The sequence below is a fragment of the Microbacterium sp. NRRL B-14842 genome (genome assembly GCF_050470785.1).
The window spans coordinates 3,320,883-3,347,625 of the sequence record NZ_JBFLUM010000001.1 but is presented as its reverse complement, the minus strand read 5'-3'; the positions used below and the strand labels follow the sequence as shown (position 1 = coordinate 3,347,625).

Annotated in this window: 27 protein-coding genes; 5 read left to right on the top strand and 22 right to left on the bottom strand. The window is 69.2% G+C overall.

Going from position 1 to position 26,743, the window contains the following annotated elements; translation table 11 throughout:
* Window positions 1-193: 193 nt before the first annotated feature.
* Entirely contained in the window at window positions 194-1,027 is an 834-nt protein-coding gene (locus tag AB1285_RS16340) for a hypothetical protein (protein ID WP_370429133.1), read from the top strand.
* A gap of 10 nt (window positions 1,028-1,037) precedes the next feature.
* On the opposite strand, the gene AB1285_RS16335 is transcribed toward AB1285_RS16340, so the two are convergent.
* The 16 genes from AB1285_RS16335 to AB1285_RS16260 all read right to left on the bottom strand — a co-directional run bounded on the left by AB1285_RS16335 (window position 1,038) and on the right by AB1285_RS16260 (window position 17,307).
* Complete coding sequence (locus tag AB1285_RS16335) at window positions 1,038-2,021, bottom strand: LacI family DNA-binding transcriptional regulator (RefSeq protein ID WP_187662631.1); 984 nt, start codon at window positions 2,019-2,021, stop codon at window positions 1,038-1,040.
* A 28-nt stretch (window positions 2,022-2,049) separates the two neighbouring features.
* On the bottom strand, window positions 2,050-2,961 hold the full coding sequence (locus tag AB1285_RS16330) for a dihydrodipicolinate synthase family protein (protein WP_259953796.1): 912 nt from the start codon (window positions 2,959-2,961) through the stop codon (window positions 2,050-2,052).
* A complete protein-coding gene (locus tag AB1285_RS16325; RefSeq protein WP_370429132.1) occupies window positions 2,955-3,782 on the bottom strand; it encodes an SDR family oxidoreductase in 828 nt (275 codons plus the stop codon). The genes AB1285_RS16330 and AB1285_RS16325 overlap by 7 nt, the downstream gene beginning before the upstream one ends.
* A gap of 14 nt (window positions 3,783-3,796) precedes the next feature.
* Window positions 3,797-4,882, bottom strand: coding sequence for a mandelate racemase/muconate lactonizing enzyme family protein (locus AB1285_RS16320; RefSeq protein ID WP_370429131.1), 1,086 nt, complete (start codon window positions 4,880-4,882; stop codon window positions 3,797-3,799).
* Between the two features lie 42 nt (window positions 4,883-4,924).
* Window positions 4,925-5,779: a carbohydrate ABC transporter permease gene (locus tag AB1285_RS16315; RefSeq protein WP_187662635.1), complete on the bottom strand. Its 855-nt coding sequence runs from the start codon at window positions 5,777-5,779 to the stop codon at window positions 4,925-4,927.
* Complete coding sequence (locus AB1285_RS16310) at window positions 5,776-6,729, bottom strand: carbohydrate ABC transporter permease (RefSeq protein WP_187662636.1); 954 nt, start codon at window positions 6,727-6,729, stop codon at window positions 5,776-5,778. The genes AB1285_RS16315 and AB1285_RS16310 overlap by 4 nt, the downstream gene beginning before the upstream one ends.
* A gap of 8 nt (window positions 6,730-6,737) precedes the next feature.
* Window positions 6,738-7,985, bottom strand: coding sequence for an ABC transporter substrate-binding protein (locus AB1285_RS16305; protein ID WP_268776953.1), 1,248 nt, complete (start codon window positions 7,983-7,985; stop codon window positions 6,738-6,740).
* An 87-nt stretch (window positions 7,986-8,072) separates the two neighbouring features.
* Window positions 8,073-8,789, bottom strand: a complete 717-nt coding sequence (locus tag AB1285_RS16300) for a FadR/GntR family transcriptional regulator (RefSeq protein ID WP_187662638.1) — start codon at window positions 8,787-8,789, stop codon at window positions 8,073-8,075.
* Window positions 8,790-8,971: 182 nt separating this feature from the next.
* Entirely contained in the window at window positions 8,972-9,841 is an 870-nt protein-coding gene (locus tag AB1285_RS16295) for a dihydrodipicolinate synthase family protein (RefSeq protein WP_370429130.1), read from the bottom strand.
* Window positions 9,838-11,508 (bottom strand): tripartite tricarboxylate transporter permease, encoded by a 1,671-nt coding sequence (locus AB1285_RS16290; protein WP_370429129.1) that lies wholly within the window; start codon window positions 11,506-11,508, stop codon window positions 9,838-9,840. The genes AB1285_RS16295 and AB1285_RS16290 overlap by 4 nt, the downstream gene beginning before the upstream one ends.
* Window positions 11,505-12,044, bottom strand: a complete 540-nt coding sequence (locus tag AB1285_RS16285; RefSeq protein WP_366237063.1) for a tripartite tricarboxylate transporter TctB family protein — start codon at window positions 12,042-12,044, stop codon at window positions 11,505-11,507. The genes AB1285_RS16290 and AB1285_RS16285 overlap by 4 nt, the downstream gene beginning before the upstream one ends.
* Window positions 12,045-12,103: 59 nt before the next feature.
* Window positions 12,104-13,072 (bottom strand): tripartite tricarboxylate transporter substrate binding protein, encoded by a 969-nt coding sequence (locus AB1285_RS16280; RefSeq protein WP_429977489.1) that lies wholly within the window; start codon window positions 13,070-13,072, stop codon window positions 12,104-12,106.
* Window positions 13,073-13,156: 84 nt separating this feature from the next.
* The gene (locus AB1285_RS16275) at window positions 13,157-13,942 is read right to left on the bottom strand and encodes a class I SAM-dependent methyltransferase (RefSeq protein WP_187662643.1); all 786 of its coding nucleotides are present in this window, start codon (window positions 13,940-13,942) and stop codon (window positions 13,157-13,159) included.
* A 100-nt stretch (window positions 13,943-14,042) separates the two neighbouring features.
* On the bottom strand, window positions 14,043-15,407 hold the full coding sequence (locus AB1285_RS16270; RefSeq protein WP_144881801.1) for an extracellular solute-binding protein: 1,365 nt from the start codon (window positions 15,405-15,407) through the stop codon (window positions 14,043-14,045).
* 26 nt (window positions 15,408-15,433) lie between these two features.
* On the bottom strand, window positions 15,434-16,387 hold the full coding sequence (locus AB1285_RS16265) for a carbohydrate ABC transporter permease (protein ID WP_187662644.1): 954 nt from the start codon (window positions 16,385-16,387) through the stop codon (window positions 15,434-15,436).
* Window positions 16,387-17,307 carry a carbohydrate ABC transporter permease gene (locus AB1285_RS16260; protein WP_187662645.1) on the bottom strand — a complete coding sequence of 307 codons (921 nt, stop codon included), beginning with the start codon at window positions 17,305-17,307 and terminating at the stop codon, window positions 16,387-16,389. The genes AB1285_RS16265 and AB1285_RS16260 overlap by 1 nt, the downstream gene beginning before the upstream one ends.
* 198 nt (window positions 17,308-17,505) lie before the next feature.
* On the opposite strand from AB1285_RS16260, the gene AB1285_RS16255 reads away from it, so the two are divergent.
* The 4 genes from AB1285_RS16255 to AB1285_RS16240 are packed head-to-tail and all read left to right on the top strand — an operon-like array spanning window position 17,506 to window position 21,358.
* Entirely contained in the window at window positions 17,506-18,660 is a 1,155-nt protein-coding gene (locus AB1285_RS16255; protein WP_292797997.1) for a PP2C family protein-serine/threonine phosphatase, read from the top strand.
* On the top strand, window positions 18,657-20,621 hold the full coding sequence (locus AB1285_RS16250) for a glycosyltransferase family 2 protein (protein WP_259955102.1): 1,965 nt from the start codon (window positions 18,657-18,659) through the stop codon (window positions 20,619-20,621). The genes AB1285_RS16255 and AB1285_RS16250 overlap by 4 nt, the downstream gene beginning before the upstream one ends.
* The gene (locus tag AB1285_RS16245) at window positions 20,605-20,937 is read left to right on the top strand and encodes an STAS domain-containing protein (RefSeq protein ID WP_187662648.1); all 333 of its coding nucleotides are present in this window, start codon (window positions 20,605-20,607) and stop codon (window positions 20,935-20,937) included. The genes AB1285_RS16250 and AB1285_RS16245 overlap by 17 nt, the downstream gene beginning before the upstream one ends.
* Window positions 20,927-21,358 (top strand): ATP-binding protein, encoded by a 432-nt coding sequence (locus AB1285_RS16240; RefSeq protein WP_370429127.1) that lies wholly within the window; start codon window positions 20,927-20,929, stop codon window positions 21,356-21,358. Before AB1285_RS16245 ends, AB1285_RS16240 begins: the two co-directional genes overlap by 11 nt.
* Before the next feature lie 4 nt (window positions 21,359-21,362).
* Here AB1285_RS16240 and AB1285_RS16235 read toward each other — a convergent pair whose 3' ends face one another.
* From AB1285_RS16235 to dnaK, 6 genes are all read right to left on the bottom strand, one after another.
* Complete coding sequence (locus AB1285_RS16235; protein ID WP_187662650.1) at window positions 21,363-21,806, bottom strand: DoxX family protein; 444 nt, start codon at window positions 21,804-21,806, stop codon at window positions 21,363-21,365.
* A 124-nt stretch (window positions 21,807-21,930) separates the two neighbouring features.
* Window positions 21,931-22,590 carry a GntR family transcriptional regulator gene (locus AB1285_RS16230; protein WP_187662651.1) on the bottom strand — a complete coding sequence of 220 codons (660 nt, stop codon included), beginning with the start codon at window positions 22,588-22,590 and terminating at the stop codon, window positions 21,931-21,933.
* 47 nt (window positions 22,591-22,637) lie between these two features.
* The gene (locus tag AB1285_RS16225; protein ID WP_363590343.1) at window positions 22,638-23,051 is read right to left on the bottom strand and encodes a heat shock protein transcriptional repressor HspR; all 414 of its coding nucleotides are present in this window, start codon (window positions 23,049-23,051) and stop codon (window positions 22,638-22,640) included.
* Between the two features lie 94 nt (window positions 23,052-23,145).
* Window positions 23,146-24,129, bottom strand: a complete 984-nt coding sequence (locus AB1285_RS16220; protein WP_187662653.1) for a DnaJ C-terminal domain-containing protein — start codon at window positions 24,127-24,129, stop codon at window positions 23,146-23,148.
* A 7-nt stretch (window positions 24,130-24,136) separates the two neighbouring features.
* Complete coding sequence (locus tag AB1285_RS16215; protein ID WP_071329295.1) at window positions 24,137-24,781, bottom strand: nucleotide exchange factor GrpE; 645 nt, start codon at window positions 24,779-24,781, stop codon at window positions 24,137-24,139.
* 2 nt (window positions 24,782-24,783) lie between these two features.
* Window positions 24,784-26,646 carry a molecular chaperone DnaK gene (dnaK, locus tag AB1285_RS16210; protein WP_187662654.1) on the bottom strand — a complete coding sequence of 621 codons (1,863 nt, stop codon included), beginning with the start codon at window positions 26,644-26,646 and terminating at the stop codon, window positions 24,784-24,786.
* Window positions 26,647-26,743 lie beyond the last annotated feature (97 nt).

Here is a 26,743-nt window from a genome sequence, read left to right as displayed (position 1 = left end):
TTCGATACCGACGGGCCGTGCCGACCTGGACCCAGGCTACGCGAAATCGATTTCAGGGCGCAAGGAGGTGACCGCTCCTGCACCGCGATGGCCAATCTCCGAAGATTCCACCATCCCCGCTCCTGACCGGAAAAACGCCGGTTCGGCACCGGAATACCGTGACATCCTGACCCCTCCGATCGAGACTGGAGGCATGCCCTTGGACGACCCGCAGGTATGGACGCTGATCGGCATCTTCGTGACGACGATGCTCGGCGGCATGACCCTCATGACGACGCAGTTCGGTCGCGTGCTCCGTGCGGAGATAGGCGGGCTGCGGGGAGAGATGACCGGCGAGATCGGCAGGCTCCGCACCGACATGACCACCGAGATCGCCGGCCTCCGCACTGAGATGACCACCGAGATCGCCGGCCTCCGCACCGAAATGACCGGCGAGATCGGCAGCCTCCGGACCGACATGACCGCCGAAGTCGCCGGCCTGCGCACCGAGATGACCACCGAGACCACACGACTACGCACCGAGATCGCCGGCCTCCGCACCGAAATGACCACCGAGATCGCCGGCCTCCGCACCGACATGACCACCGAGACCACACGACTACGCAGTGAGATCAACGGCCTCCGCACCGAAATGACCGGCGAGATCAACGGCCTCCGCACCGACATGACCACCGAGATCGGCACCCTCAGCACCGAAATGACCGGCGAGATCAACGGCCTCCGCACCGAGATGACCACCGAGATCGGCAGCCTCCGCATCGAGATGACGAACGAAACCGGTGGGCTGCACGCGGCGCTGGCAGCGCTGCACGGAGTGATGATGAGCGAGATCGGAGCGCTGCGCGCGGCGATGGGTGCGCTGCAGGGAGCGATGATCGGGCTGCGTGGCGAGATGATCGGGCTCCGCGGCGAGATGACCGCACGACTCGACGGCCTCGATCACCGCCTCGACCGATTGGAGGTGAAGGTCGACGATCTCGACAAGGAGATGACGAACCTCGCAGCGCGGTTCTGGCGCTCCCAGTAGCGACCTGCGGTCAGGCGCGTGCGGTCGCGCGCTGCACCTCGCCGGAGAGGACGACCGTCCGAGCCGGCTGCACGTCTCCCCTGATCCGTTCGAGCAGCATCCGCGCCGCCGTCACGCCCATGTGCCGCGCCGGCAACCGCACGACGGTCACAGCGGAGGGAGACAGCGTCGTGAAGGGCAGCGATCCGATCACCGCGACACCGAGTTCCGGAGGGGTGAGGCCGCGCTCCGTGAGGACCTGGATCGCGCCGACGCCGATGAGGTTGTTCCCGGCGACGACCGCGTCCGGCGGCTCCGGCAGCGCGAGGAGCTCCTCCATGGCCGCACGCCCGCCGTCGACCCGGAACGTGGCGAAGCGCTGGAGCGAGGACAGCTCATGATGGGGATCCATCGCCGAGAGGGCTCCCCGCCAACCTTCCGCCCGCTCGGCCGCGGTGTCGATGTGCGCGGGCCCCCCGATGTACGCGATGCGGCGATACCCGGCGTCGAGCAGGCTCTGCGTCGCTGCGGCTCCCGCCTCCCGGTTGGCCATCACCACGCCGTCGATGTCGGCGGCCGTGCGACGGTCCACGGCGACCACGGGCCGCCCCGTCGCCCGCACCGGCGCGAGATCCGAGTGCTCATCCGCTGTCGCGATGATCACCCCCGACATGTTCTCGGCGATCGCGATCCGGAGGTACGTCGCCTCCTTCTCGACCTGGGCGTCGGAGTTGCAGAGTACGACGGAGTACCCCGCCTCGGACGCCGCGTCCTCCACCCCACGCGCCATCTCGGTGAAGTACGGGTTCTCGATGTCCGGGATCACCAGGGCGATGACCTCGGAGCTCTGGGTCCGCAACGTGCGCGCCGTCCGGTTCGGCGTGAATCGGAGCTCCTCCGCCGCCGCCCGCACGGCCGCCGCCTTCTCCTCCGACACGCTCGTGCCGTTGAAGACGCGCGAGACCGTGGCCGGCGAGACGCCGGCCCGCCGCGCGACGTCGTAGATCGTGGCCATGGGCACCCACTGTAACCGGTTTCAGCCCTCAGACCTCCGCGAGGAATCGATCGAGAGTCACCCCGAGAGCATCCAGCCGGGCCCGAGCCGCGTCCGAGAGCGGTCGGAACGGACGACGGCAGTCGCCCAGTGCTCCGGCGCCACCCGCGCTGCGACCGGAGAGGTACTTCGCCGCAGGGAAGACGTCGATCGCGACCAGCTCGGCGATGACATGGTTGATCCGGCTCTGCACCCGCTGCGCTCCGGCCAGGTCGCCGACGTCGAGGAGGCGACGCGCCGCCTGGAAGAGCTCGACCTGCAGCCCGACGGTCGTGCCGATGGTCCCGCGGGCGCCGGCGGCGAGCGCCGGCACGAACACCTCGTCGAAGCCGTTGATGTAGGCCTTGTCGGGGAAAGCCGTCTTCATGCGCTCCAGGGCGTACATGTTGTGCGCGGTCTGCTTGAGTCCGATCACCCGATCGTCGTCCAGGAGCTCGCCGGCCGTCTCGACCGTGAACTCCGTCCCGGTGAACTGCGGGATGTTGTAGACGATGAGCGGGAGATCCACGGCGTCCAGCACCGCGCGGTAATGGTCGAGGACGGCCTCGATGCCGAACGAGTAGTAGATCGGCGGGATCATCGAGAGCGCGGATGCGCCGGCCTGCTGCGCCCGTCGCGCGAGCTCGATGGCCTCCCTCGTGGACAGCGCGCCGACGTGGGCGACGACGGGTATCCGCCCTTCCGCGGCGCTCACCGCGGTCTCCACCACCGCGGTCCGCTCGTCCGCCGACAGGAGGAGGCCCTCCCCCGACGACCCGCAGCAGTAGATCCCCTCGACCCCGCGCGCCACGTAGTCCCCGATGAGCGTCGAGAGCAGCCCGGTGTCGACCGCCCCCTCCGCGTCGTAGGGCGTGGCAATCGCCGCCATCAACACCCCGAGGTCCGCCGCGGTGGTCACCATGCCGTCCACCCCCCGTCCACGACGAGGTTCGCTCCGGTCATGTAGCGCGAGGCATCGGAGAGCAGGAAGACCGCGGCACCGTTGAAGTCGGTCGCCTCCGCCATCCGCCCGATCGGGATGCGCGCCGTGTAGTTCTGCCGGAAGGTCGCGTCCTGCGTGTCTCGGCCGACGCCGGACGGAGTGAGGGTGTTGACCCGGATCCCCTGCCGCCCCCAGTACGTCGCGCAGTAGCGCGTGAGGTTGTAGAGCCCCGACTTCGCCGCCGAGTAGGCCACCGGCTTCACGAACGGCACCCCGGTCTGCTCCTCCTTGTAGGCGTAGATGTCCTGCACCGGGGACACCATCCCGTAGATCGAGCCGACGTTGATGATCGAGCCCGGCTTTCCGGCGGCGCGCATCCGGGCACCGGCCGCCTGCGTCACGAGGAAGGTGCCGACGAGGTTCACGTCGACCACCTCCCGGAACACGTCGAGGGGGAAGTCCTCGAACGGGCCGGAGACCTCGGGCGGCGCGCTCGGCTGGGTGTCCAGTCCCGCGTTGTTGATCACGCCGTCCGGCGCCGCACCCCACGCATCGACGATCGCATCGAGGCCGGCCTCGACGCTGTCCTTCGAGACGATGTCCACGGAGACGCCGAGGAGGCGCGGGCTGTCGGCGATCTCGGGGAACGTCTCCTGCAGGCGCGCGGCGTCGACGGTGCGCGATGCCACGGCCACCCGGGCACCGCGCCCGTGCAGCTCGCGGACGAAGGCCGAGCCGATCTGGCCGAGGCCGCCGGTGACGAGGATGATGCGGTCGGTGAGGTCGAAGATGTCCGTCATGTCGTTCGTCTCCCTCAGCTCACCGCGTGCCGCGCGAGGTTCTCGCGGTCGTACTCCAGGCCGTTCCCCGGCGCTCCGGTCGGGACGAAGAACCCGTTCTGCGGCCGCTGCGGCACGATGACGCCGAGGTCGGTGAGCGTGCCGCCGTCCGTCATCTCGCCGAACAGGGCGTTGGGCACCGCGCAGAGCACGTTGGCCGTGAGCTCCATCACGAAGTGCGGCGTCATGGGGGCGTTGTACGCCCGGCCCAGGGCGGCGATGTCCATGTAGGGCGTGATGCCGCCCACACGACCGACGTCGGCCTGGATGAAGTCGCACGCGTCGGCGAGGAGGTACTGGTTGAACTGCTGGAGCGTGTAGACGTTCTCGCCCAGGCCGATCGGGATCGGAGAGCGCGCCCGGAGGCGGGCGTGCGAGGCGACGTCGTCCACGCGCAGCGGCTCCTCGACCCAGTACAGGTTGAGGTCGCGGAACCGGGTGACCGCCCGGACCGCCTCCCCGTAGGTCCATCCCTGGTTGGCGTCGACCATGAGCGGGTACTCGCCGACGGCCTCGCGGATCCTGGTGAGCCGGTAGACGTCCTCCTCGAGGTCCGGCTTGCCGACCTTGACCTTCCCGGCGGCGTACCCGTCGGCCTTCCACTCCTTGACCTGCTCGACGACCTCCTCGGCGGACAGGTTGAGGTTGATGCCGCTGCCGTACAGCGCGACCCGGTCGCGCACCTGCCCGAGGAGCTTCGCGAGAGGCTGCTGGTAGTGCAGCCCCAGCAGATCCCACAGCGCCACGTCGATCGCGGCGAGCGCGAGCGTGGTGGTCCCGCCGGGGCCGTTGTCGCGGAGATGCTGCCAGGAGTGCTGCCAGACGGCTCGCGGATTGACCTCACGGCCGATGAGCGTGGGGATGAGCTCGCGCAGCGCCGCCATCATCATCTGGCCGCCGACGCCGGAGGTGTGGCTGAACCCGGTGCCGACCAGGCCGGTGTCGGTGGTGATGTCGGCGAGGATGATCTCGATGTGGGTCACCCGATGGATCTGGTCCCCCCACGGCCCCTTGGGGAGGGGGATGCGGGAGAGCTGGAGGTCGATCGATTCGATTTTCATGCGTGGTCCTTCCGGGACGACGAGGAGGGGTCGGAGGGGGCGTCAGCCCTTGACGGCGCCGGCGGCGAGTCCGGCGACGAGGCGCTTCTGCACGAGGAGGAAGCCGACGACGACGGGGAGCACCGAGAGCACGCCGCCCGCGGTGAGCAGATCCCACCGGATCTGGTACTCGCCGATGAACAGGTGCAGGCCGACCGGCAGGGTTCGGGTCGCCGTCTGCGAGGTGAACGTGAGGGCGTAGAGGAACTCGTTCCAGGTGAGGATGAACGCGTAGGTTCCCGCCGCCACCATCCCCGGCCGCAGCAGGGGCAGCAGCAGGATGCGGATGATCTGCCAGGACGAGGCCCCGTCGATCTGGCCGGCCTCCTCGATCTCGCGCGGGATCGAGTCCGCGAAGCCCTTGAGCAGCCAGGTGGCGAACGGCGTGGCGAACGCGGCGTGGACCAGTGCGAGACCCAGCGTCGTGTCCATCAGCCCCATCCCGCGGAGCTGCCCCTGCAGCGAGATCACGAGCAGCACGGCGGGGAACATCTGCGCGAGCAGCAGCCCGATCATGACGGCCCCGCGGCCGCGGAAGTCGAACCGCGACATCGCGATCGCGGCGCCGGTGGAGACGACGAGGGTCACCGGGACGGCGATCGCGGCGACGGTGAGGCTGTTCCGCAGATAGGTCAGGAACGGCGTGGTCGACAGCAGCTCGGCGTAGGAGGCGGTCGTGAACTCCGAGGGGATGAGGTTCGCTCCGGCGCCGGCGAGTTGATCCCGGGGCGTGAGCGACGTCAGCAGCATGACGATGTACGGCCCGAGCACCATCGCGAGGACGCCGAGGAGGGCGATCGCGAAGCCGGTCCTTCCCGCGAAGCGGCCGAAGCGGACGGGGACGGTCGTCGTACTCATCGCGTGGTGTCCTTCCGGGTGAGGCGCACGTAGAGCGCGATGAAGACGGCGAGGAACAGGGCCTGGATGACGGCGTACGCCGCGCCGGCACCGAAGTCGCTGGCCTTGTAGGTCGTCAGATACGACTCGAGCGCCAGGGTCGTCGAGGACGTGCCCGGCCCGCCGCCGGTGAGGATGAAGATGAGGTCGACGTAGTTCGAGGTCCAGATCAGGCGCAGGAGCGTCGTGATGAGGATCGTCGGGAGGATGGCGGGCAGCACGACGTGACGGAACACGCCGACCGGCCCGCATCCGTCGATCTGCGCGGACTCCTTGAGCTCGCCGGACACGCTCTGCAGCGCCGCGAGGATCATGATCGCGAAGAGCGGGATGCCCTGCCAGACGTCGATCATCACGAGGGTCGGCAGCGCGGTGCTGTTCTGCGACAGGAACTCGATCGGGGCGTCAATGACCCCGGCGTTCAGCAGCCACTGATTGAGGACGCCGTTGTTCGGATCGAGGATCCACTTCCACATCAGCGCGACCAGGACGCTGGGCGTCGCCCACGGGATCATGATCAGCCCGCGGTACACGCCCCGCAGCGGGAAGCGGTTGTTCAGCATGAGCGCGAGCGACAGCCCGCCGATCAGCTGGAGGGAGACGGCGCCGAACGTCCAGATGGCCGTGCGGCCGAGCGTGGGCAGGAACTCCGCCGTGCCGATGACACTGGCGAAGTTCTGGAACCCGACGAACTCGAGCACGCCGGTGAAGACGCTCACGTCGTTGAACGAGAACCAGATCGAGCGGACGAGCGGATACCCGGCGAAGACCGCGACCAGCGCGATCGCCGGCGCGAGCAGGACGAGCGGGGCGACCGACCCGCGGCGAGCGCGCTGCCGGGGCCGGGTCACCGGCCGGCGCGGGGCCGGCCGGCCGGTGACGACCGCTTCCGTGAGAGTGGAGCTTGCCATGTCGGTCCTCAGCGCAGCACGTCGGACATCTTCGTCAGCACGTCCTGGCTGCTGATCTCACCCTGGAACGCCTGCTGGATGAGCGGGTTCCACTCCTTGGCGGCGAGCTCCGCCACCCCCTCCAGCGCCGGCCAGGTCTTGGCGGTGGGGATCGCGTCGACCGCGACCGCGAGCTGCGGGTCGGACGAGTACGCCTCGGTGTCGATCACCGACTCGAGCACGGGCAGCTGGCCCTGCGGCGAGGTGGAGATCTTCTCCATCTGCGCCTCCTCGCTCAGCCAGGAGATCCAGGTCCACGCGGCGTCCTTCTTGTCGGAGCCCTCGAGGATGACGTTGCCGCTCATGCTGCCGAGTGTCGCGCCCGGCTTCCCGTCCTCCGTGGGGATCGGGACGACGCCGAGCTTGTCGCCGAAGACGCCCTGCAGCTCCTTCAGGGAACCCGGGTGGTGGATCATCATGCCGGTGAGACCCTCGACGAAGTTCGTCTTGACGTCGGCGAAGGCGGCCGTGATCGATCCGGGGGGCGCGGCCTGCAGGTCGGTGACGATGCTGAGGTAGTCCTCGTTCACCGCGACGCCCTTCGCGTCGTCCAGGACGACCTCGCCGGAGTCGTCGACGACCGACGCGCCGCCGGCGTACATCCATGCGAGCCACTGGTCCTGTCCGCCCGCACCGCCGCGAACGTCGATGCCGTACCGGCCGTCGCCGGTGAGGGCCGCCGCCGCGTCGAGGAGGTCCTGCTGGGTGCGCGGCGCCTCGAGCCCGAGCTCCTCGAAGTAGTCCACGCGGTAGTAGAGGTAGAGCGTCGTGTACTGGTGCGGCAGCATGTAGACGGCGTCCTCGCCGGGCAGCTGCCCCGTCGCCCAGAGCGAGTCGACGACGTCGTCCGAGGCGTCCCAGCCATCGACGTACGGGGTGAGGTCGGCGATGGCGCCCTGCGGCGCGAACTGCCCGAGCCACCAGTCCTTGCTGCGGGCGGCATCCGGTCCGGTGCCGTTCATCGCAGAGGACACGAGCTGGTTCTGGTACTGGTCGAGGGGGATCGTCTCCAGCACGACCTCCACCTCGTCCTGCGCGTCGTTGAACTCGTCCGCGAGCTCCGTCCAGGTGGGGTCGGTCGCGTCGTCCTGCCAGAGCCAGTAGGTGATCTCGACGGGACCGTCGCCCTCGCCCGTCGGGGCGCCTCCGGCGCAGCCGGCGGTGAGGGCGACCACGCCGAGGACGGCCAATCCGGGGAGGAATCGGGTGGATCTCATGATGCGTACTCCTTCGTCGATCAGATGAGGGTTGTGCGAAATCGATTTCAAAACGGGTGCGGCAGAACGCGCCGGTGCGGGGAGGGGTCAGACCGGCAGCGCGGCCGTGGTGCCGAAGTCGATATCCGGGTAGCGGTTGCGGACGCCGTAGAAGTGGGCGTCGAGCTCGTGGACGGCTCGGCGGGTGTCGCCGGCCTCGATCGCGTCGATGATGCGACCGTGCATCGCGGCGATGGCGGGGTCCTCCTCCACGGGCTCCTCCCGTCGCGCGGCCGCGAAGACGACCCAGAAAGATTGCAGGAACTGGTCCACGAACGCATTGCGCATCGGCGCGAGCAGCCCACGGTGGAACTGCTGGTCGAGCTCCGCGAAGCTCTCGTTGCGCAGGGCTCGCTCCACCATCTCCTCCGAGAGCAGACGCAGGCGGGTCAGGTCGCTCGGCTGCAGGCGCGGGATGACCAGGGGAAGCAGCGAAGTCTCCAGCGCGTGACGCACTTCCAGGAGCTCGCGGGTGGCGGCCTCCGGGTCGTCGACGAAGCCGATCCAGCGGGTGGCGAGATCGGCGGCACGGAACCCGCGCCACACGCGGCGCGCGCCCTGCCGAGAGGCCACGATGCCGAACGCTTCGAGCACGCTGAGGGCCTCGCGGATGCGCTGCCGTCCCACCTCCAGCACGGCGCCGAGTTCGGCCTCGGTGGGCAGCGGGTCGCCGATCTCCAGCCCGGAGCGCTGCAGGTGCTGAGCCAGACGTCGAGCGAGCGCGTCTGACAAGTCGGACCCGGTGATCTCGATCTTGTCTGACATGTCCCGTTCGCTCCTTCGCGACATCGGCGGAATTTCCGTTCCTGAGCCTAGACACTCTCCCTGCGTGTCGTCAAGTAGGCTCCTGACTGCGCTCACTTGTCGGACAAGTAAAAGCGAACGCATGCAGAAATGCCGCGACCCGAAGGCCGCGGCATCCCGCCCGTGTATGTCCCGGAGTCGTGTCAGCGGTGCGTGGCCACCACCTGTGCGACGGCGGCCCGCTCGTCGGCGGAGGGTTCGGCGATCGCCATGCGGCAGTGCGTGTCCACGACGTCGAGCACGCGGTACGCCTCCTTCATGCGCCCCATGTCGCCGCCGATGAGCGCGACGACGTCGTCGACGGCTGCCTGTGCCGCCGCGATGGCCTCGGCATCTCCGGAGCGCCCGGCATCGGCGAGGGCGCGGAAGGGCTTCGGCGTCACGGAGGAGACGCCCGAGACGACACCCTGCGCCCCCGCCTCGACGGCCGCGATGAGGTCGCGGTCGGCGCCGGTGTAGAGCTCGAAGCCCGTCGGCACGGCCGCACGGTAGGCCGCGATGTCGTCGAGCGACAGCTCGCTCACCTTCGCTCCCACCACGTTCGGAAGCGCGGCGATGCGCACGAGCAGCTCCGGCGAGACCGGGTTCCCGCTACGCGCGGGGTAGATGTAGACGTAGAGGCGCCCCTCCCCCACGGCCGCCGAGACGGCGCGGTAGTAGTCCAGGATCGCATCGTCCGTGGCACGCAGGTAATAGGGGGTGAGGGCCGCGAACTCCGTGGCCCCGAGCTCCTTCGCGATGCCAACCAGGCGCACGGCCTCGAACGTGCTCGGCTGCCCGACGTGCACGATGACGCGCATCCGGCCGGCCAGCTCCTCGAGCGCGGCGGCCACGAGCGCCCGGAACTCGTCCGCGTCCACCGCGGGGAACTCGCCCGTGGTGCCGAGGACGAAGGCGCCCTCGTTCCCCGAGTCGGCCACGAATCGGAAGATCGCACGCGACCCGTCGAGGTCGAGGGTCCCGTCGCGGTGGAACGCGGTCGGGACGGCGGTCAGGATGTCGTAGCGGGTCACTTCTCGGTCTCCTCGGAGGTCGTGCTCTGGCGGTTCTTGCGGTCAGCGCGTCCCCGGCGCGTACCCGCGTCGACGTTGCGGACGGTGGAGGTGAGCAGGTCGGGCTGCGCGGCGAGCTCGTCGTGCGCCATCTCGATCTGCACGATGCTGTCGGTGTGGAGGATCGAGTCCTCCAACGAGGCCCGCTCGGCGCGGGGCGTGCGGGCGGCGCGGATCGCGGGCATCACGATCGACAGCACCGCGAGCGCGAGCAGCACGAGGGCGATCGGGCTGACGACCTCGAAGAACGGCCGCGTCGGCAGGATCGCCAGCGTGCGGGCGAGGTTCTCCTCGGCGAGCGGACCGAGCAGCAGGCCGAGCACCACGGGTCCTGCCGGGACCTGCATGCGCTTGAGCAGCACGCCGATCACCCCGAAGACGAGCATCGTGACGACCGTCGACAGACTGTTCGAGGTGGCGTAGGTGCCGATGATGCAGAAGATGAGGATGCCGCTCCACAGATACGGCTGCGGCACGTCGAGCAGCTTGACCATGCCCTTCATCCGCACGAGGCTCAGCGCGAGCGACAGGAGGGTCGCGACGAGCATGATGCCGACGATCGAGACGACGAGGTCGGGGCGGTTGGTGAACAGCGTGGGCCCGGGGGTGATGCCCCAGATGATCATCGAGCCGATCATGACCGCCATCACGGAGTCGCCGGGGATGCCGAGCGCCATCGTGGTGGTGAGCGAGCCGCCGAGCGTGGCGCTGGAGGCGGTGTCGGACGCGGCGACGCCCTCGATCGACCCCTTTCCGAACATCTCCGGGTGCTTCGACGCCTTCCGCGCCCGCTCCCAGCCGATGAGCCCGGCGATGTCGCCGCCGGCCGCGGGGATGAGGCCGACGCCGAGGCCGACCGCCCCGCCGACCGCGGTGGCCCGTCCGCTCTGCTTCAGCTCGGCGCGGTTCGGCCACCACCGGCCGAGGCTCGAGATCGGTCGGACGCGCGACTTCCGGTGCGTGAGGAGCTGATCGAACAGCTCGGCGATGCCGAAGAGACCGATGATGACGGCGATGAAGTTCACGCCCTCGACGAGTTCCAGCACGCCGAACGTGAAGCGCTGGTCGGCGGTGGCCGCGTAGGTGCCGACGCTGCCGAGCATCAGCCCGAAGAGACCGGCCAGGATGCCCTTGAGCATCGACTTCGACGAGATGCCGATCATGATCGCGATGCCGAAGACGACGAGCGCGAACAGCTCGGGCGACTTGAAGTAGTCCCGGGCGAAGCTGGCGATCGGCACGGCGGCGACCGAGAAGAGCACGAGCGAGGCGAGGATGCCGACGGCCGACACGATCGCGGAGATCGTCAGCGCCAGACCGGCCCTGCCCTGCTTCGCCATGGGATAGCCGTCGAGGGTGGTGGCGATGGAGGCGGGTGTCCCCGGGGTGTTGATGAGGATGGACGGCACCCGGTCGCCGAAGTTCGCCGCGACGTAGATCGTCAGGAGCACCGCGAGGCCCTGCACGGGCTCCAGGGTCATGGTGAAGCCGGCGGCGAGTGCGACGGCCATGGTCGCGGTGATGCCGGGGAAGGCGCCGACCATGAAGCCGAGCACGAGGCCGACTGCCATGTACAGCAGGATCGAGATGTCGAGGAGCGAGTTCAGCCCCTCCAGGAGCGCGTTCACAGGGGGATCCTCAGGAGCATGCCGAAGACGACGTAGACGAATGCCGTGACGGCGGCGGAGTAGATGACGAGGCTCAGCCAGCGGCGGTGGCCGTAGAGGAGCATCAGTGCGGCCATGAGCAGAGCACAGGCGATCGGGAAGACCTCGATCCGGTAGCCGAAGAGGATGACCGAGCCGAGGGCCCACAGCGCGATGAAGGCGCCGGCGATCGCGATCGTCGCGATCACCCGGAGGACGCCGCCCGGCTGGATGCGCTCGAGATCCTCACGCGTGGGTGCCGGTCGCGTGATCGCCACGGCGAGCAGGGCGATCGCGATCACGACGCCGGTCACGCCGATGACGAGCGGCCAGAAGCGGGCGTCGATCTGTCCGGGGGCGGCCTCGCGGCGCAGCGGGATCTGCGTGGCGAGGAAGAGGTAGCCGGCGGTGATCGCGAGGGCGACGGCGGCGAACGCGATCTCGAGGGGACGGGAGGCGGTCGCTCCCTCGTAGCCGCCCGGCGCGACCGGCTCGGCCGCGGTGTCGGGGCTGGTCATGGTGCTCCTTCGTCGGAGGACCCGGTGGGGTCGGCGCGTGCCGACCCCACCGGAGGTGTTCAGCCCAGGAGGTCCTGGAACAGGGCGAACTGGTCGTCGACGAACCCGGTCCACTCCTCGGAGTCGCGGTAGACCACGAGGTTGCCGGCGTCGGCCTGGAACTTCTGGTAGCTCTCGGACTCCACGGCCTCCTTGACGGCGGCTTCGAGGGCGTCGTGCACGTCGTCCGGCAGTCCGGCCGGTGCGTAGATGCCGCCCCAGCCGCCGAAGACGACCTCTTCGCCGATGGCCTCCTCGACCGTCTCGACATCCTCCGCGTCGGGGTGACGCTCGTCGTTCATGACCGCGAGGATGCGGACGGCCTCGCCCTGCGCGAGCGCCTCGCCGAGTCCGGAGACGGCGGCGACGGTCTCACCGGACGCGGCGGCCGCGACCGCCGTGGCGCCGCCGTCGTAGGGGACGGGGGTGAAGTCGGCGTCGGTCGCCTGGCCGAGGCCGAGCGTGGCGGCCTCCCAGATCGAGCCGGCACCGGAGTTCGCGACCGTGACCGCGCCGGACTTCGCCTGCGTCACGAGGTCGTCGAGGGTCTCGATGCCGCTGTCGGCACCCACCGTGATGACGCCGGGAGCGAGCATGATCTGGCCGAGCAGGTCGAAGTCGTCGGGCAGCACGTCGGCGCTCTGGGTCGTGTTGAGCATCGCGATCTCGACGGGCGCGAAGCCGATGACGTAGCCGTCCGGATCCTGCGAGCCGACGTACTCCATCGCGAGCGCTCCCGCGGCACCGGGCATGTTCTCCGGGATCACGCTGACACCGAGGATCTTCTCGAGCTCGGTGGCGAGCGCGCGGGACGACAGGTCGGAGCCGCCGCCGGGGTTGGCCTGGATGATCAGCCGGATGTCGTCCTCGGGATAGGTCGAGGCGGCCCCCTCGCTCTCGTCGACCTTCGTGCAGGCCGACAGCACCAGAGCGGTGGCGGCGAGGGCGGCGAAGGCAGCGGCCGCCCGAGTGATGCGCATGCGGGGCATCTTTGCTCCTCTACGTGGGTCGACCGTGTTGTCGACACCGCGAGGCTACCAGTGTTGACTGTTAACAGTCAACACTGCGGAGCGTCACCGCACCCGGCTCACGACCAGGAGGTGCGGGCTGAGCTCCCGGATTCCGGGAACGGTGCTCCCGGCTCGCGCCAGCAGGAGAGCCGCCTGTGTGAGCGCCGTCTCCTCCGCAGGCATCTCCTCCAGCAGCAGCCCGCCGGGCCCTTCGACGCCATGGACCTCCACAACGTCGAGTCCGGCGGCGGCGGCCTCCTCGGCGAGCGAATCCGCCGTGTGGAAGTGCCCGGCAGGGAAGCGACCTCGCGAGGAGGGCGCCCCGTGCTCCAGCAGTGCGCCGTGTTCATCGTCGAGGTGGAGGTCGGTCACGCCCAGCGCGAGCTGACCGAATCCGACGAATCGCGAGAGGCCTGCCGCGAACACCCAGCCGCCGGATCGCACCACCCGTGCGGCCTCGCCGAGCGCCTGGAGGCGGTCCGCGCGATCCGCCAGGTGGTACAGCGGACCGAGGAGAAGAGCGGCATCGAAGCTGTCCGCGGTGAACGGCAACGAGCGCGCGTCCCCTACACGAGCATCCACGCCCCGCTGCGCCGCGCTGTGGACGTGCCCGCGCACCGGGTCGACGAGGATGACCTGATGGCCACGGGCCAGGAGCGACCGCGCATGGACGCCCGCCCCGCCTCCGACATCGATGACGCGACCCTCGGGGAGGTGCGCGGCGATCAGCTCCTGGATGCGCTGGTGCTCCAGAGGTCCTTGCGCCGAGCGGGTCGTCAACCGCGCCGATTCGTCGAACTGGTCCTCGTAGTAGTCGCGGATCCGCTCATCGAGCTCACGCTGGTCCATGGTCGACCTCCGATCGGTAGGCCTCCATCATCCACGCCGACCCGATCCGTCGACGAGCGCCAGGCGGACATGGCCGCCTGGCGCTCTGCCCCTCCGGGGTCTAGCCGGCCGTGGCGTTCTCGTACGCCCGCATCGCCGCCTCCTGCGCCTCCTTCAGCGCGTCCTCGGGAGACTTGTCCCCGAGCAGCGCTGCGGTGATCGCGTTGTTGAGTTCGTTCTGGATCTCCTGGCCCGCGGGCGAGGAACCGAAGGACTGTCCGTAGTCCACCACGTCGTAGTAGGTCGAGATGACCTGGTCGAAGCCGGCGTTGCCGCTGTCCGTCACGAAGGTCTCACGGATCGACTGATCGGCGGACGGCGATCCGGTGAAGAGCCCGGTGTTGATACCGCCATCGGTCTTCAGCGTCTCGGCACGGGCCTCGCCCGCCGCGTTCCAGGCGTCGTCCGAGGTGAGGTTCACCATCCAGGCGCACGCCGCCGCGGGGTTCTCCGCCCCGGCCGGGATCACGAACGCGGTGCCGGACGCGACCGAGAACGGCTCCCCGTCGGCATTCCGGAACGGCACAGCCTCGAGGTCGATCTGGTCGGCGTAGGGGCTCAGCACGTTCGGATACCACTGCGCGTTCACCTGCGCGCCGACCTGCTGGGCGACGAACTGGTTCTGGTCGCCGAAGGCGTCGAACGAGTCGGTGAAGCTCTTGACGGCCGCGAAGCCGCCCTGCGCGTCGGTGATCTGCTTGAGCATCTCGATGCCGGCCACGTTGCTGGGGTCGTCCAGGGTGGGCGCGCCCTTCTCATCGTTGAGCTGGCCGCCCATGCCGAGAATCCACAGCCCGGCCTGGCCCGTCGCGACGGGGTCGAACCCGAGCCGCGTGGGCACGCCGCCGGACTCCTGGTACATCTTCTCGATCGCGCCGAGCAGCACGTCGGGCTTGGAGGTGTCGATCTCGTCCGCCGTCACCCCCGCCTCGTCGAGCACGGCCTTGTTCAGCAGGATCGCCGGCGGCTGGTAGAACTGCGGCACCGCCCACACGGCATCGTCGTAGGTGACGTCGTCGACGACGAAGGGGTACCAGTGGTCCCGCGGCGAGACGTCCTGGGCGGCGAAGCACTCGTCGAGCGGCATGATGAGGTCCTGCGCGGCATACGTGGTCACGTACCGGCGGTCCATCTGCACGACGTCGGGCACGTCGCCGCTCGCGATCCGCGTGGTGAACTTCTGCGCGTCGAAGGCCGTCGCGTCGAGGTCGACCTCGACGTCCTTCAGCTGCTCGGCGGCGTAGTCCATGCGCGAGGTGCCGACGTCGTCGGCGTTCTCGAAGCCCCACGCTTTGAGCGTGCCGCTCGGCTCCGCGCCGAAGTCGGCGTCGGCCGCCTGGTCGTCTCCCCCTCCGCCGCCGCACCCGGCGAGGACGAGGACGGATGCCGCGGCGACCGCGGTGATTCCCAGCATGCGTGTGCGCATGACTGCTCCTTTCGATCTGTGGTTCGTCATCCCTTGCGCCCCTGGGTGGCGACGCCCTCGATGAAGGCACGCTGCCCGAAGGCGAAGAGGATGAGCATGGGGAGGGTCACCAGGAGGGAGGCGACCATGACGTACTGGTAATCACCGTGACCGCCCGCCGTGGGGCTGTACTTGGTCATCGCGTAGGCGATGCCGAGCGGCGCGGTGAACTCGTCCACCGACCCGGCGTTGAGGTAGATGAGGGCGGCCTGCAGGTTGTTCCAGCTCGCCTGGAACTCGAACAGGAACACGATGACGAACGACGGTATCGACAGCGGCATCGCGATCCGCCAGAAGAGGCCCCAGGCGCTGGCCCCGTCGAGCCGCGCCGCCTCGAACAGCTCCCGAGGAAGGCCGAGGAAGAACTGCCGCTGCAGGAAGATGTAGAAGGCCGAGCCGAACAGGTTCATGCCCCACAGCGGCACCCAGGTGCCGAGGAGTCCGGTCTCCTTCCAGATGAGGTAGATCGGGATCATCGTCACCGCGCCGGGGAGCATCATCGTCGCGAGCACGAGGCCGAACAGCAGCCCGCGCCCCGGGAAGCGGAAGTAGGCGAAGCCGAACGCCACGATCGAGCTGGAGATCGCCACGGCACCGGCGGCGAGCAGCGCGATGGCGATGCTGTTGCCCATCCAGTTCAGCAGCGGGAGCTGATTCCACACCTCGACGTAGTTCTCCGGCACGAACGTCTTCGGGATGAGGGCGTTGTCGAACACCTCCCCCCGCGGCTTGAAGCTGGCAGCGATGAGCCACGCGAAGGGGTACAGGAACAGCAGCGCGAACAGCACGAGGATGATGTTCAGCACGATCCGGGCGACGAGGCTCTTCGGCTGTCGCAGGCGCCGTCGCCAGCGCGACCGGGCCGGGGCGGGAGCCGCGACGGCCTCCGGGAGGTCGTCCCCGGTGGCCTCGACGGGGACCTGACGCAGGGTCTGGGACATCAGCGGTCTCCCTCGTAGTAGACGAAGCGGTTGCCGACCTTCACCTGGATGAGCGTGATGATCATGATGATGACGAAGAGCAGCCACGCCATCGCCGCCGCGAAACCGAAGTTGAACTGCCGGAAGGCCTGTTGGAACAGGTAGATCGCGTAGAAGAGCGACGCCTCAGGAGACGAGTTGCTCTGATCCCGCCAGAACAGCAGATACGCCTGATCGAAGATCTGGAAGGCGGCGATCGAGAGCACGATGACGTTGAAGAACATGGCCCCCGAGATCATCGGCAGGGTGATCGAGAAGAACTTCCTGATCGGTCCCGCCCCGTCGAGCGAGGCCACCTCGTACAGCTCGACCGGCACGTTCTTGAGGGCGGCCAGGAAGATCACCATGGTTCCCGCGACGGTCCACAGCGTCATGATCACGATGCTCGGCTTGACCCACGCGGGGTCGACGAGCCACTGGGGCCCCTGGATGCCGAACAGTCGGAGGAACTGGTTGATCGCCCCGGAGTTGCCGTTCAGGAGGAGGAAGAACACGGCCGCCGTGGCGACGGCCGGGGTCATCTTCGGCAGGTAGTAGAGCACGCGGAAGAATCCCGCACCTCGCCCGACCCGGTTGAGCAGCAGCGCGAGGACGAGCGCGAACACGATCTCCAGCGGCACCGCCATCACCACGTAGAACAGCGTGTTGGCGAGCGAGACGCCCACCCGCGGGTCCTCGAAGAGGTTGGCGTAGTTGTCGATGCCGACCGGGCGCGCGCTGTTCGTGGCGAGGTTGTAGCTGCTGAACGAGATGTACAGGCTGTAGACCATCGCGCCGGCCGTGAAGATGAGGAATCCGATGAGCCATGGCGAGATGAAGAGATAGCCGGCGAGGGCTTCTCGGCGGTTGTACCGGTCCCGCTGGCGGGTCTTGAGCGGCATCCACCTGCCTCCTTTCCGAGGACGCGCAGACACGGCGCTCTGGTCCTGGCGCGATGGTAGATCCGGAGAAGCGGTTCTCCGCGGGGCTTGCGCAGAACCGTTTCCTGTGGTTCACCTGAATGCCGCCGGACGGCCTGGCGCCCCGGGAGCGGTTCCTCCCTAGGATGAGGGGAATAAACACGGAGGAGGGCCGGGGGAATGTTCGACGAGCGACGGCGACAGGCAGCGCTCGAGGAACTGGGGATCCTTGACACGCCACCCGATGAGCGGGTGGATCGGGTGGCACGACTGGCGAAGGAGATGTTCGGCGTGCCGATGGTCAGCGTCTCGCTGATCGATCGCGACCGGCAGTGGCGCAAATCGCAGATCGGCCTCGGGGGGAACGAGGCACCGCGACAGGATTCGTTCTGCGACTACACCGTGTCGCAGGACCGGACGGTGGTGGTGGAGGATGCGAGCACGACCGACCTCTTCGCCGAGAATCCGTTCGTGACCGGCGACCCGCACCTGCGCTTCTACGCGGCCCATCCGCTGCACGCGCCGGGAGGGGAGCCGGTCGGGACGCTGTGCGTGCTCGACACCGAGCCGCACACGTTCACCGACGCCCAGCAGGACCTCCTGCGCGACCTCGCGTTCTGGGTGCAGACGGAGCTGGCACAGGACGCCGACGTCGACCACGCCGCCGTGGTACAGCGAGCGCTGCGCCCCCGGGCGCACCCGGAGATCGCCGGGTACACGATCGCCGCCGGTGCCGCCCCGCGGGGAACGCTCGCCGGGGACTACTACGACTTCTCGCGCCACGGCGAGGCCCTGCGGGTGACCCTGGCCGATGCCATGGGCAAGGGCACGGGGCCGGCGTTGGTCGCGGCCACGGTTCGGGCGTCCCTGCGCACGGCGCCGGAGCGCTCGCTGTCCGACGCCGTGATCGAGGTGGACCGCCTGCTCGAGGACGATCTCGCGGACACGTCGATGTTCGTCACGGCGGTCGTCGCCGAGCTGCGGCCGGAGACGGGAGAGCTCGAGGTCATCGACGCGGGCCACAGCCTCGCGTTCGTCGTCCGCGCAGACGGGTCGTGGACGCCCCTGCGCTCCACGAACCTGCCCTTGGGCATGGGGATGGGCCTCGCCGACCCCCGGGTCCCGGTGACGACGCGGCTCGAGGTGGGGGACGCCTTCATCTGCTGCAGCGACGGTCTCCTCGACGTCCTCGACGCCGACGACCCGTTCGGCCACGTGGAGCGGGTGCTCACCGCGATGGGACCGGACGGCGCCGTGCGCGAGGCCCTGCGACTCGCGAACGATGAGCGCGCCACCGACGACATCACCGTCGTGGTCGTGCGGAGGGACGCGTGACCGCCCGGTTCGCGACCATCCGCGTCCTCGCGCTGCTGTCGGTCCTGCTCGGCGTGAACTACGTCGCCTGGCGCTGGCTGGAGTCGGTGAACTGGTCGGCCTGGTGGATCGCGGTGCCGCTCGTGATCGCCGAGACGTACAGCCTCATCGACACGTTCCTCTTCTGCCTGACGATGTGGCGCGCGAAGGAGCGTCCGGCGCCGGTGTCGCCTCCGCAGGGCACCGTCGACGTGTTCATCACCACCTACGACGAGCCGATCGAGCTCGTCATGACCACCGCGAAGGCGGCGAAGCGGATCGCCTACCCGCACTCGACCTGGATCCTCGACGACGGCTCGCGCCCCGAGCTCGAAGCCGAAGCCCGGGCCGCCGGCGTCGGCTATCTCACGCGTTCCGAGGACTGGACGGGCAAGCCCCGGCACGCCAAGGCGGGCAATCTCAACAGCGCCCTCTTCCAGACCGACGGCGAGTTCCTCCTCATCCTCGACGCCGACCAGGTGCCGGACCCGCTGATCCTGCACCGCACGCTCGGCTACTTCGCCGATGATCCCGAGGTCGCCCTCGTGCAGACGCCGCAATGGTTCGTGAACGTCGACGAGGCCGACCCGCTCGGCAGCCAGGCGCCCCTCTTCTACGGGCCGATCCAGCAGGGGAAGGACGGCTGGAACGCGGCCTTCTTCTGCGGCTCGAACGCCGTGCTCCGCCGCGAAGCACTGATGCAGCTCGGCATCGTCGGCTACGTGCGGAACGTGACCGACTCCGCCGCGCGGGCCCTCAAGACGTCCGAGGCCCTCATCGCCCGCGAGGCCGAGGCGGCGACCGACCCGGCGCTCGCCACCGAGCTCGGCGCGCTCCGCATCGCGATCGCACGCGGACGCAAGGAGCTCGCCGCGGGCGAGTCGGTCGCCGAGGTGGCCGCCCGCGTGGGGGAAGCCGTCGACAGCGCCTCCCGCATCCTCGTCGCCCACGACCTCGAGGGCATCCGTGCCGACCTCGCAGTGATCGAGTCCCTGCCGGTGCAGCAGGACGCGGAGCTCGGGCAGGTGATCGTGGACGAGGCCGGACTCGACGCGCTCGCCGCGTCCGACCTCTCCCCCCTCACCGCCGTCGAGGCCGTCCGCGGACTGCTCGATGCGCTCCGCCTCGACCGTGCGGATGAGGCGCAGCCGATCCTCCCCCTCGCCACGATCTCGGTGACCGAGGACATGGCCACGGCGATGCAGCTCCACGCCCTCGGCTGGAAGAGCGTCTACCACCACGAGATCCTGGCGCACGGGCTCGCCCCGGAAGACCTCCGGACGATGCTCACGCAGCGGCTGCGGTGGGCCCAGGGGACGCTGCAGGTCATGCTGCGCGACAACCCCCTGGCCAAGCGAGGACTCTCGGTGGGGCAGCGCCTCATGTACTTCGCGACGATGTGGAGCTACCTCTCGGGCTTCGCCGCGATCGTCTACCTCGCCGCCCCGGTGATCTATCTCGTGTTCGGCGTGCTCCCCGTCACCGCCTGGTCGGTCGACTTCTTCGCGCGCTTCCTGCCGTACTTCCTCGTCAATCAGGCGCTGTTCCTCGTGGTCGCGAAGGGGGTGAAGACCTGGCGAGGTCAGCAGTACTCGCTTGCGCTGTTCCCCGTGTGGATCCGCGCGTGCTGGACGGCCTTCGCCAACGTGGTGCTCGGCCGACCGCTCTCCTTCGCCGTGACCAGGAAGGACGGCCGCGATCCTCGGGGCATCCCGTGGCGCGAGATCTGGCCGCAGCTCACCGCCATGGTCGTCCTCGTGATCGCCCTCATCATCGGGGTCGCCCGGGTCATCGTCGGCACCGGCGACGGCACCGGCACCCTCGTCAACACCGCCTGGGTCCTGTACGACCTGGTCGTCCTCAGCGTCATCATCCAGGCGGCACGCTACCGCGGTCCGGCCGCGAAGGTCCTCGAGAAGGAGTCGAATGAACGTCAGCACTGACACCAGGGACGGCTATGCCGTCGTCACGATCACGGGCCGCCTGACCGCCTCGGGAGCGCCGTTGCTGCGCAACGCGGTGAGCGACCTCGTCGCCGCGGGGCAGCCGCGCATCGCGATCGATCTGAGCGGCACCGAGTTCGTCGACTCCTCCGGTCTCGGCGCCCTCGTCGGCGGCCTCAAGAGCGCCCGCGTGGCCGGCGGCGATCTGCGCATCGCCGCCGTTCCCGAGGCCGTGCGCACCGTCCTCCACCTCACCAACCTGGATCGCGTGCTCCGCGACTACCCGACGCCGGAATCGGCGTTCGATGGACGCTGACATCCGGGCCTTCCACATCGACGGGCCCGCCGGGCTCGCCCTCGTCGACCGCGCCCTCGACGAGCTCGACCGGCTGTGGCCGCTGGCTCCGGAGGTACCTGCCCAGGATCAGGTGCTGTTCACCCTGGCGCTGAGCGAGGTCACGACCAACGTCGCCCAGCACAATGAGCACGCGGACGTCGTGCTGAGCATCGACGTCCGCGTGACGGCGGAGGAGCTGCGCGCCTACATCCGCGACACGGCCCCGCCGGCACCGATCGACTGGGACGCCGTGTCGATGCCGGGCGAGGAGGCGGAGAGCGGACGCGGGCTCGCGCTGTCGCAGGCCGCGCTCGACGAGTTCACCCACACGGTCACCGATCTCGGCAACACCTGGATCCTCGTCCGGCGCGTGGATCTCGCGCGCGAGGCGGGCGACTGACCGGTCAGGCGAGCCAGGCCGGCGCGCGCCCGCGGAGGGCCGCGGCGTCGATGGAGTAGCGCCCGGCGCCGGTGAGCGCGAGCGCGAGAGCCGCGGCGCCGAGCACGGCGACGAACTCGTAGCCGCCGGCCGTCACCCACAGGCCGGCGGGCAGGTGCACGAGCACGAGTGCCACCAGCATGTCGACGGCGAGGAGGATGCCGACCGGGCGCGTCAGCAGGCCGAGGATCAGCAGGATCCCGCCGATGAGCTCGAGGAAGGCGACGACGGGTGCGGCGATCTCGGCGAGCGGCACCCCCATGCCGGCGAAGCTGCCGATGGTGCCGGGGATCGTGAACTCGAAGATCTTCTGAGCGCCGTGGGCGGCGAAGATCGCGCCGACGACGATGCGCAGGACGAGGAGTCCGAGCGACGAGGCGGAGGTGGCGGAGGCTGTGGTGTTCGTCATGAGGAGGTTCTTCCTTCGTGGCAGGACACCCGCGCGGGCGCGGACCAGGGCTCTTGCCCTGGCCCCCACGGTAGGAACCGTTCTTTTCCGTCCGCTGAACGCCTCGGCGCCGGCGGACGCAGGCTCAGCGGGAGCCGACCTCGTGGAGCATCCGCTCCCGGGCGCCGTCGAGGTGAGCCGAGAGGACCGCGGCGGCGTCCTCCGGGGCTCCCGTGCGCATGACGTCGAGCAGCGTCACGTGATCGTCCGACGACTCGTGCAGGTCCTCGTCGTGGTTGATCGTGACCTCGAGGAGGGCCGTGAAGGTCGGGAGGTACTGGTTCCAGGCACCCTCCAGCCGGGGGTGATCGGCGAGGGCGTAGATCTGGGAGTGGAAGTCGAGGTCGGCCGTGACGAAGGCCGCATGGTCGCCGGCGTCCGCGGCCTCGGCCATGCGCTGGACGGCGTCGGCCATCGGCTGCCACCGCTCGTCGTCGTCGACCCGCATCGCGCGCGAGAGGGCGAGCTGCTCCAGCGCGCCCCGGAGGCTGTAGAGCTGGTCGACGTCGTCGCTCGTGAGGCCCACGATGTAGACGCCGCGGGGACGCTGCACCTCGACGAGCTTCTCGAAGCTGAGCTGGGTCAGGGCATCGCGCACGGGGCCGCGGCTGACGGCGAACTCCTCGGCGAGGGCCTCCTCGGTGAGGCGGGCCCCCGGGGCGAGCTCCCCTCGCACGATGCGCTGGCGCAGCACGCGTGCGACCTGCGCTCCGAGCGACTCCCCGCGCGTGACGGTCTGCGTCATGGTGACCTCCTGTTAACAGTTGACAGGATACACACCGGGATGCGCGGTCAGGCTCCGGAGCGCGGACTCCAGAGCACGAGCTCCGTCGAGCGCCGGATGCGGCGGCCGCTCGGCATGGGCACGACGCCCGCGGAGCCGGCGGCGAACACCCGCACGCCGGGGCGGTTCTCCCGCTCGGCACGGAGGGCGCCCTCCAGCGCGAGCACGCGATCGCGCAGCATCCGGTTCTCGTCCTCCAGGTCGAGGAGACGGGCGATCGCCGGGAGACTGACCCCTTCGGAGGAGAGCTGGGCCACCTCGCGCAGCTGCTCGATGTTGCGGTGCGAGTAACGACGGGATCCGCCGGGCGTCCGACCCGGCACCACGAGGCCGATCCGGTCGTACTGACGGAGGGTCTGGGGGTGCAGGCCGGAGAGCTTGGCGGCTGCGGCGATCGCGAAGACCGGAGTGTCCGCGTCCATCACGCCTTCCTTCCTGGTTTCACGTCAGGCCGTCGCGCCTGGTCAGGCAGCTCCTTCCCGGAACCGCCTGACCCGGCGCGAAAGCCTGTTCTCGTCAACGGCGGGCTTTCGCCATGAGCTCGGCCCGCGGGTTCTCCTGAGGCTCCAGCTCCTGGAACCTCTCGAGGGCCTCGCGCGCGGCGTCGTCGAGGTGCGTCGGAACCGCGACCTGGAGCTCGGCGAGCAGGTCACCGGTCCCCTTCGCGGTCGCGACACCCCGACCCTTGACGCGGAGCACGCGGCCCGACGGGGTCCCGGGGGCCACACGCAGCTTCACCACGTCGCCGCCGAGCGTCGGGACCTCGATGGTCGCGCCCAGCGTCGCCTCGGTGAAGGTCACGGGGACCACCACGCGGAGGTTGAGGCCGTCCCGCGTGAAGACCGGGTGCGGACGCACCGTGATCTGCACCACGATGTCCCCGTTCTCCCCGCCATCGGGCGAGGGGCGACCACGGCCGCGCAGCCGGATCTTCTGCCCATCGGCGACACCCGCGGGGATCTTCACCTTGAACGGCTTGCCGTCCTCGCCCTGCAGGGTGATCGTCTCGCCCTGCACAGCGGTGCTGAAGTCCAGCGTGGTGCGGGCCGTGACGTCGGCGCCGCGCTGCGGACCGCCGAAGCCACGGAAGCCGCCGCTCGGCTGCCCGAATCGGCCACCGCCGAACGAGCTGCCCTGGCCCTGGTTGAACATCGCGAAGATGTCCTCGAAGTCGGCGGTCTGGCCGCGCCCCTGCTGTCCGAACCGGCTGAAGACGTCTTCGAACCCGCCGGCGCCCGAGCCGCTCGCCGTGAAGCGAGCGCCCGAACCCATGGCGCGGATCTCGTCGTACTCCTTGCGCTGCTCGGCGTCGGAGAGCACCGAGTATGCCTCGCTGATCTCCTTGAACTTGGCCTCGGCCTTCGCATCGCCCTGATTGGAATCGGGGTGATACTTGCGCGCGAGCTTGCGGTACGTCTTCTTCAGGTCAGCGTCGCTGACGTCCTTCGAGACCCCGAGGGTCTTGTAGAAGTCCTTGTCGAACCAATCCTGGCTGGCCATCGATCACCTACTCCGCAGGGACGGCGACGACGACCTTCGCAGGACGCAGCTCGACCTCGCCGAGGCGGTACCCCACCTCGACGACCTCGAGCACCGTGGTCTTCGAGGTGCCGGGGGTCGGCTGCTGGAAGATCGCCTCGTGACGCTGGGGGTCGAACTCCTCGCCCTTCTCGCCGTAAGCGACCACGCCGAGGCGCTCCACGACCGCGCGCACCTTCTCGGCGATCACGGCGAAGGGGCTGCCCTCGACCAGATCACCGTGCTGCTCGGCGCGGGCCAGGTCGTCGAGCACGGGGATGAGGCCCTTGGCGGCCTCGCCCTTCGCGCGCTCGATCTCGATCTGGCGCTGCTCCTCGGTGCGGCGGCGGTAGTTCGCGTACTCGGCCTGCAGGCGCTTGAGGTCGGTCAGCAGGGCGTTCTCGGCGTCGGCGATCGCGGCGTCGCCGGCGGCGGCATCCGCCGTCTGCGCGGCACCGAGGATGTCCTCGACCGTGAGCCCTTCCTCCGTCTCGGCAGCGGCGTCGACCGGGGTCTCGTCGGAGCCCTCGGCGGCCTTCGCCTCGCGGGAGTCCTGGTTCTGCGGCACGGGGCCGGATGCCTGAGCATCCGACCCCTCCGGAACCTCGTTCTCGTCGAAGTTCTTGTCCGTCATGATTACTTCTTCTCGTCCTCGTCGTCGACGACCTCGGCGTCGATGACGTCCTCCTCGGAGGAGGGGGCGTCACCGGTCGGGGCCTCGCCCTCGGCCGAAGCGCCGGCGGCGTCCGCCTGCGAGGAGGCGTAGATCGCCTCGCCGAGCTTCGACTGGGACTGGTTGAGCTTCTCGAACGCGGTCTTCACGGCCTCGTCGTCGTCGCCGGCCAGAGCCGTCTTGAGCGCGTCGACGTCGGCCTTGACCTCGGTCTTCACGTCCTCGGGGAGCTTGTCCTCGTTCTCGGAGATGAGCTTCTCGATCGAGTAGGCGAGGGTCTCCGCCTGGTTGCGGGTCTCCGCGGCCTCACGACGCGCCTTGTCCTCGGCGGCGTGCTCCTCGGCCTCGCGCACCATGCGCTCGATGTCCTCCTTCGACAGCGACGAGCCGCCGGAGATGACGATCGACTTCTCGGTACCGGTGCCCTTGTCCTTCGCGGACACGTGCACGATGCCGTTGGCGTCGATGTCGAAGGTGACCTCGATCTGCGGGATGCCGCGGGGAGCCGGGGCGATGCCCGTCAGCTCGAACGTGCCGAGCGGCTTGTTGTCGCGGGTGAAGTCGCGCTCACCCTGGAAGACCTGGATCGCGACGGACGGCTGGTTGTCGTCGGCCGTGGTGAAGGTCTCGCTCCGCTTGGTCGGGATGGCCGTGTTGCGCTCGATGAGCTTGGTCATCATGCCGCCCTTGGTCTCGATGCCGAGGGAGAGCGGGGTGACGTCGATGAGCAGGACGTCCTTGCGCTCGCCCTTGAGGACACCGGCCTGCAGCGCGGCGCCGACGGCGACGACCTCGTCCGGGTTCACACCCTTGTTGGCTTCCTTGCCGGTCTCGCGCTTGACGAGCTCGGCGACGGCGGGCATACGGGTCGAACCACCCACGAGGACGATGTGGTCGATGTCGGACACCTTGATGCCGGCCTCGCGGATGACGTCCTCGAAGGGCTTCTTGGTGCGGTCGAGCAGGTCCTTCGTGAGGTCCTCGAACTTCGCGCGGGTCACGGTCTCGGAGAGCGAGACGGGGCCCGAGTCGGTCAGCGACAGGTACGGGAGGTTGATGCTCGTGGACGTGGAGCTGGAGAGCTCCTTCTTCGCCTGCTCCGCAGCCTCCTTGAGGCGCTGCAGCGCGATCTTGTCACCCGAGACGTCGACGCCCGTGGTCTCCTTGAACTGCTTGATCAGATAGTCGACGAGGCGCTGGTCCCAGTCGTCACCACCGAGGCGGTTGTCACCGGCAGTGGCGCGCACCTGGATCGTGGAGAAGTCGTCGTCCTTGCCCACCTCGAGGAGGGAGACGTCGAACGTTCCACCACCGAGGTCGAAGACGAGGATGAGCTCGTCCTCCTTGCCCTTGTCGAGGCCGTAGGCGAGGGCCGCAGCGGTCGGCTCGTTGATGATGCGGAGCACGTTGAGGCCCGCGATCTCACCGGCCTCCTTGGTGGCCTGACGCTCGGCGTCGTTGAAGTACGCGGGGACCGTGATGACCGCGTCGGTCACGGTGTCGCCGAGGTAGGACTCGGCATCGCGCTTCAGCTTCTGGAGGATGCGCGCGGAGATCTCCTGCGGCGTCCACTTCTTGCCGTCGACGTCGAAGCTCCAGTCGGTGCCCATGTGGCGCTTGACCGAGGCGATCGTCCGGTCGACGTTGGTGACGGCCTGGCGCTTCGCGGTCTCGCCGACGAGCACCTCCCCGTCCTTGGTGAAGGCGACGACCGAAGGGGTCGTGCGGAAGCCCTCGGCGTTGGCGATGACCTTGGGCTCGCCACCCTCGAGGACGCTGACGACGGAGTTGGTGGTTCCGAGGTCGATACCGACAGCACGTGCCATGTGTTCTCTCCTTTGTTGGGAAGTCTGTAGTGGTCCGAAAACCTGCGGCGATCAGGGAAACCTGAGTCGCGATGGCTCAAGTGTACGCGGGGGCCGA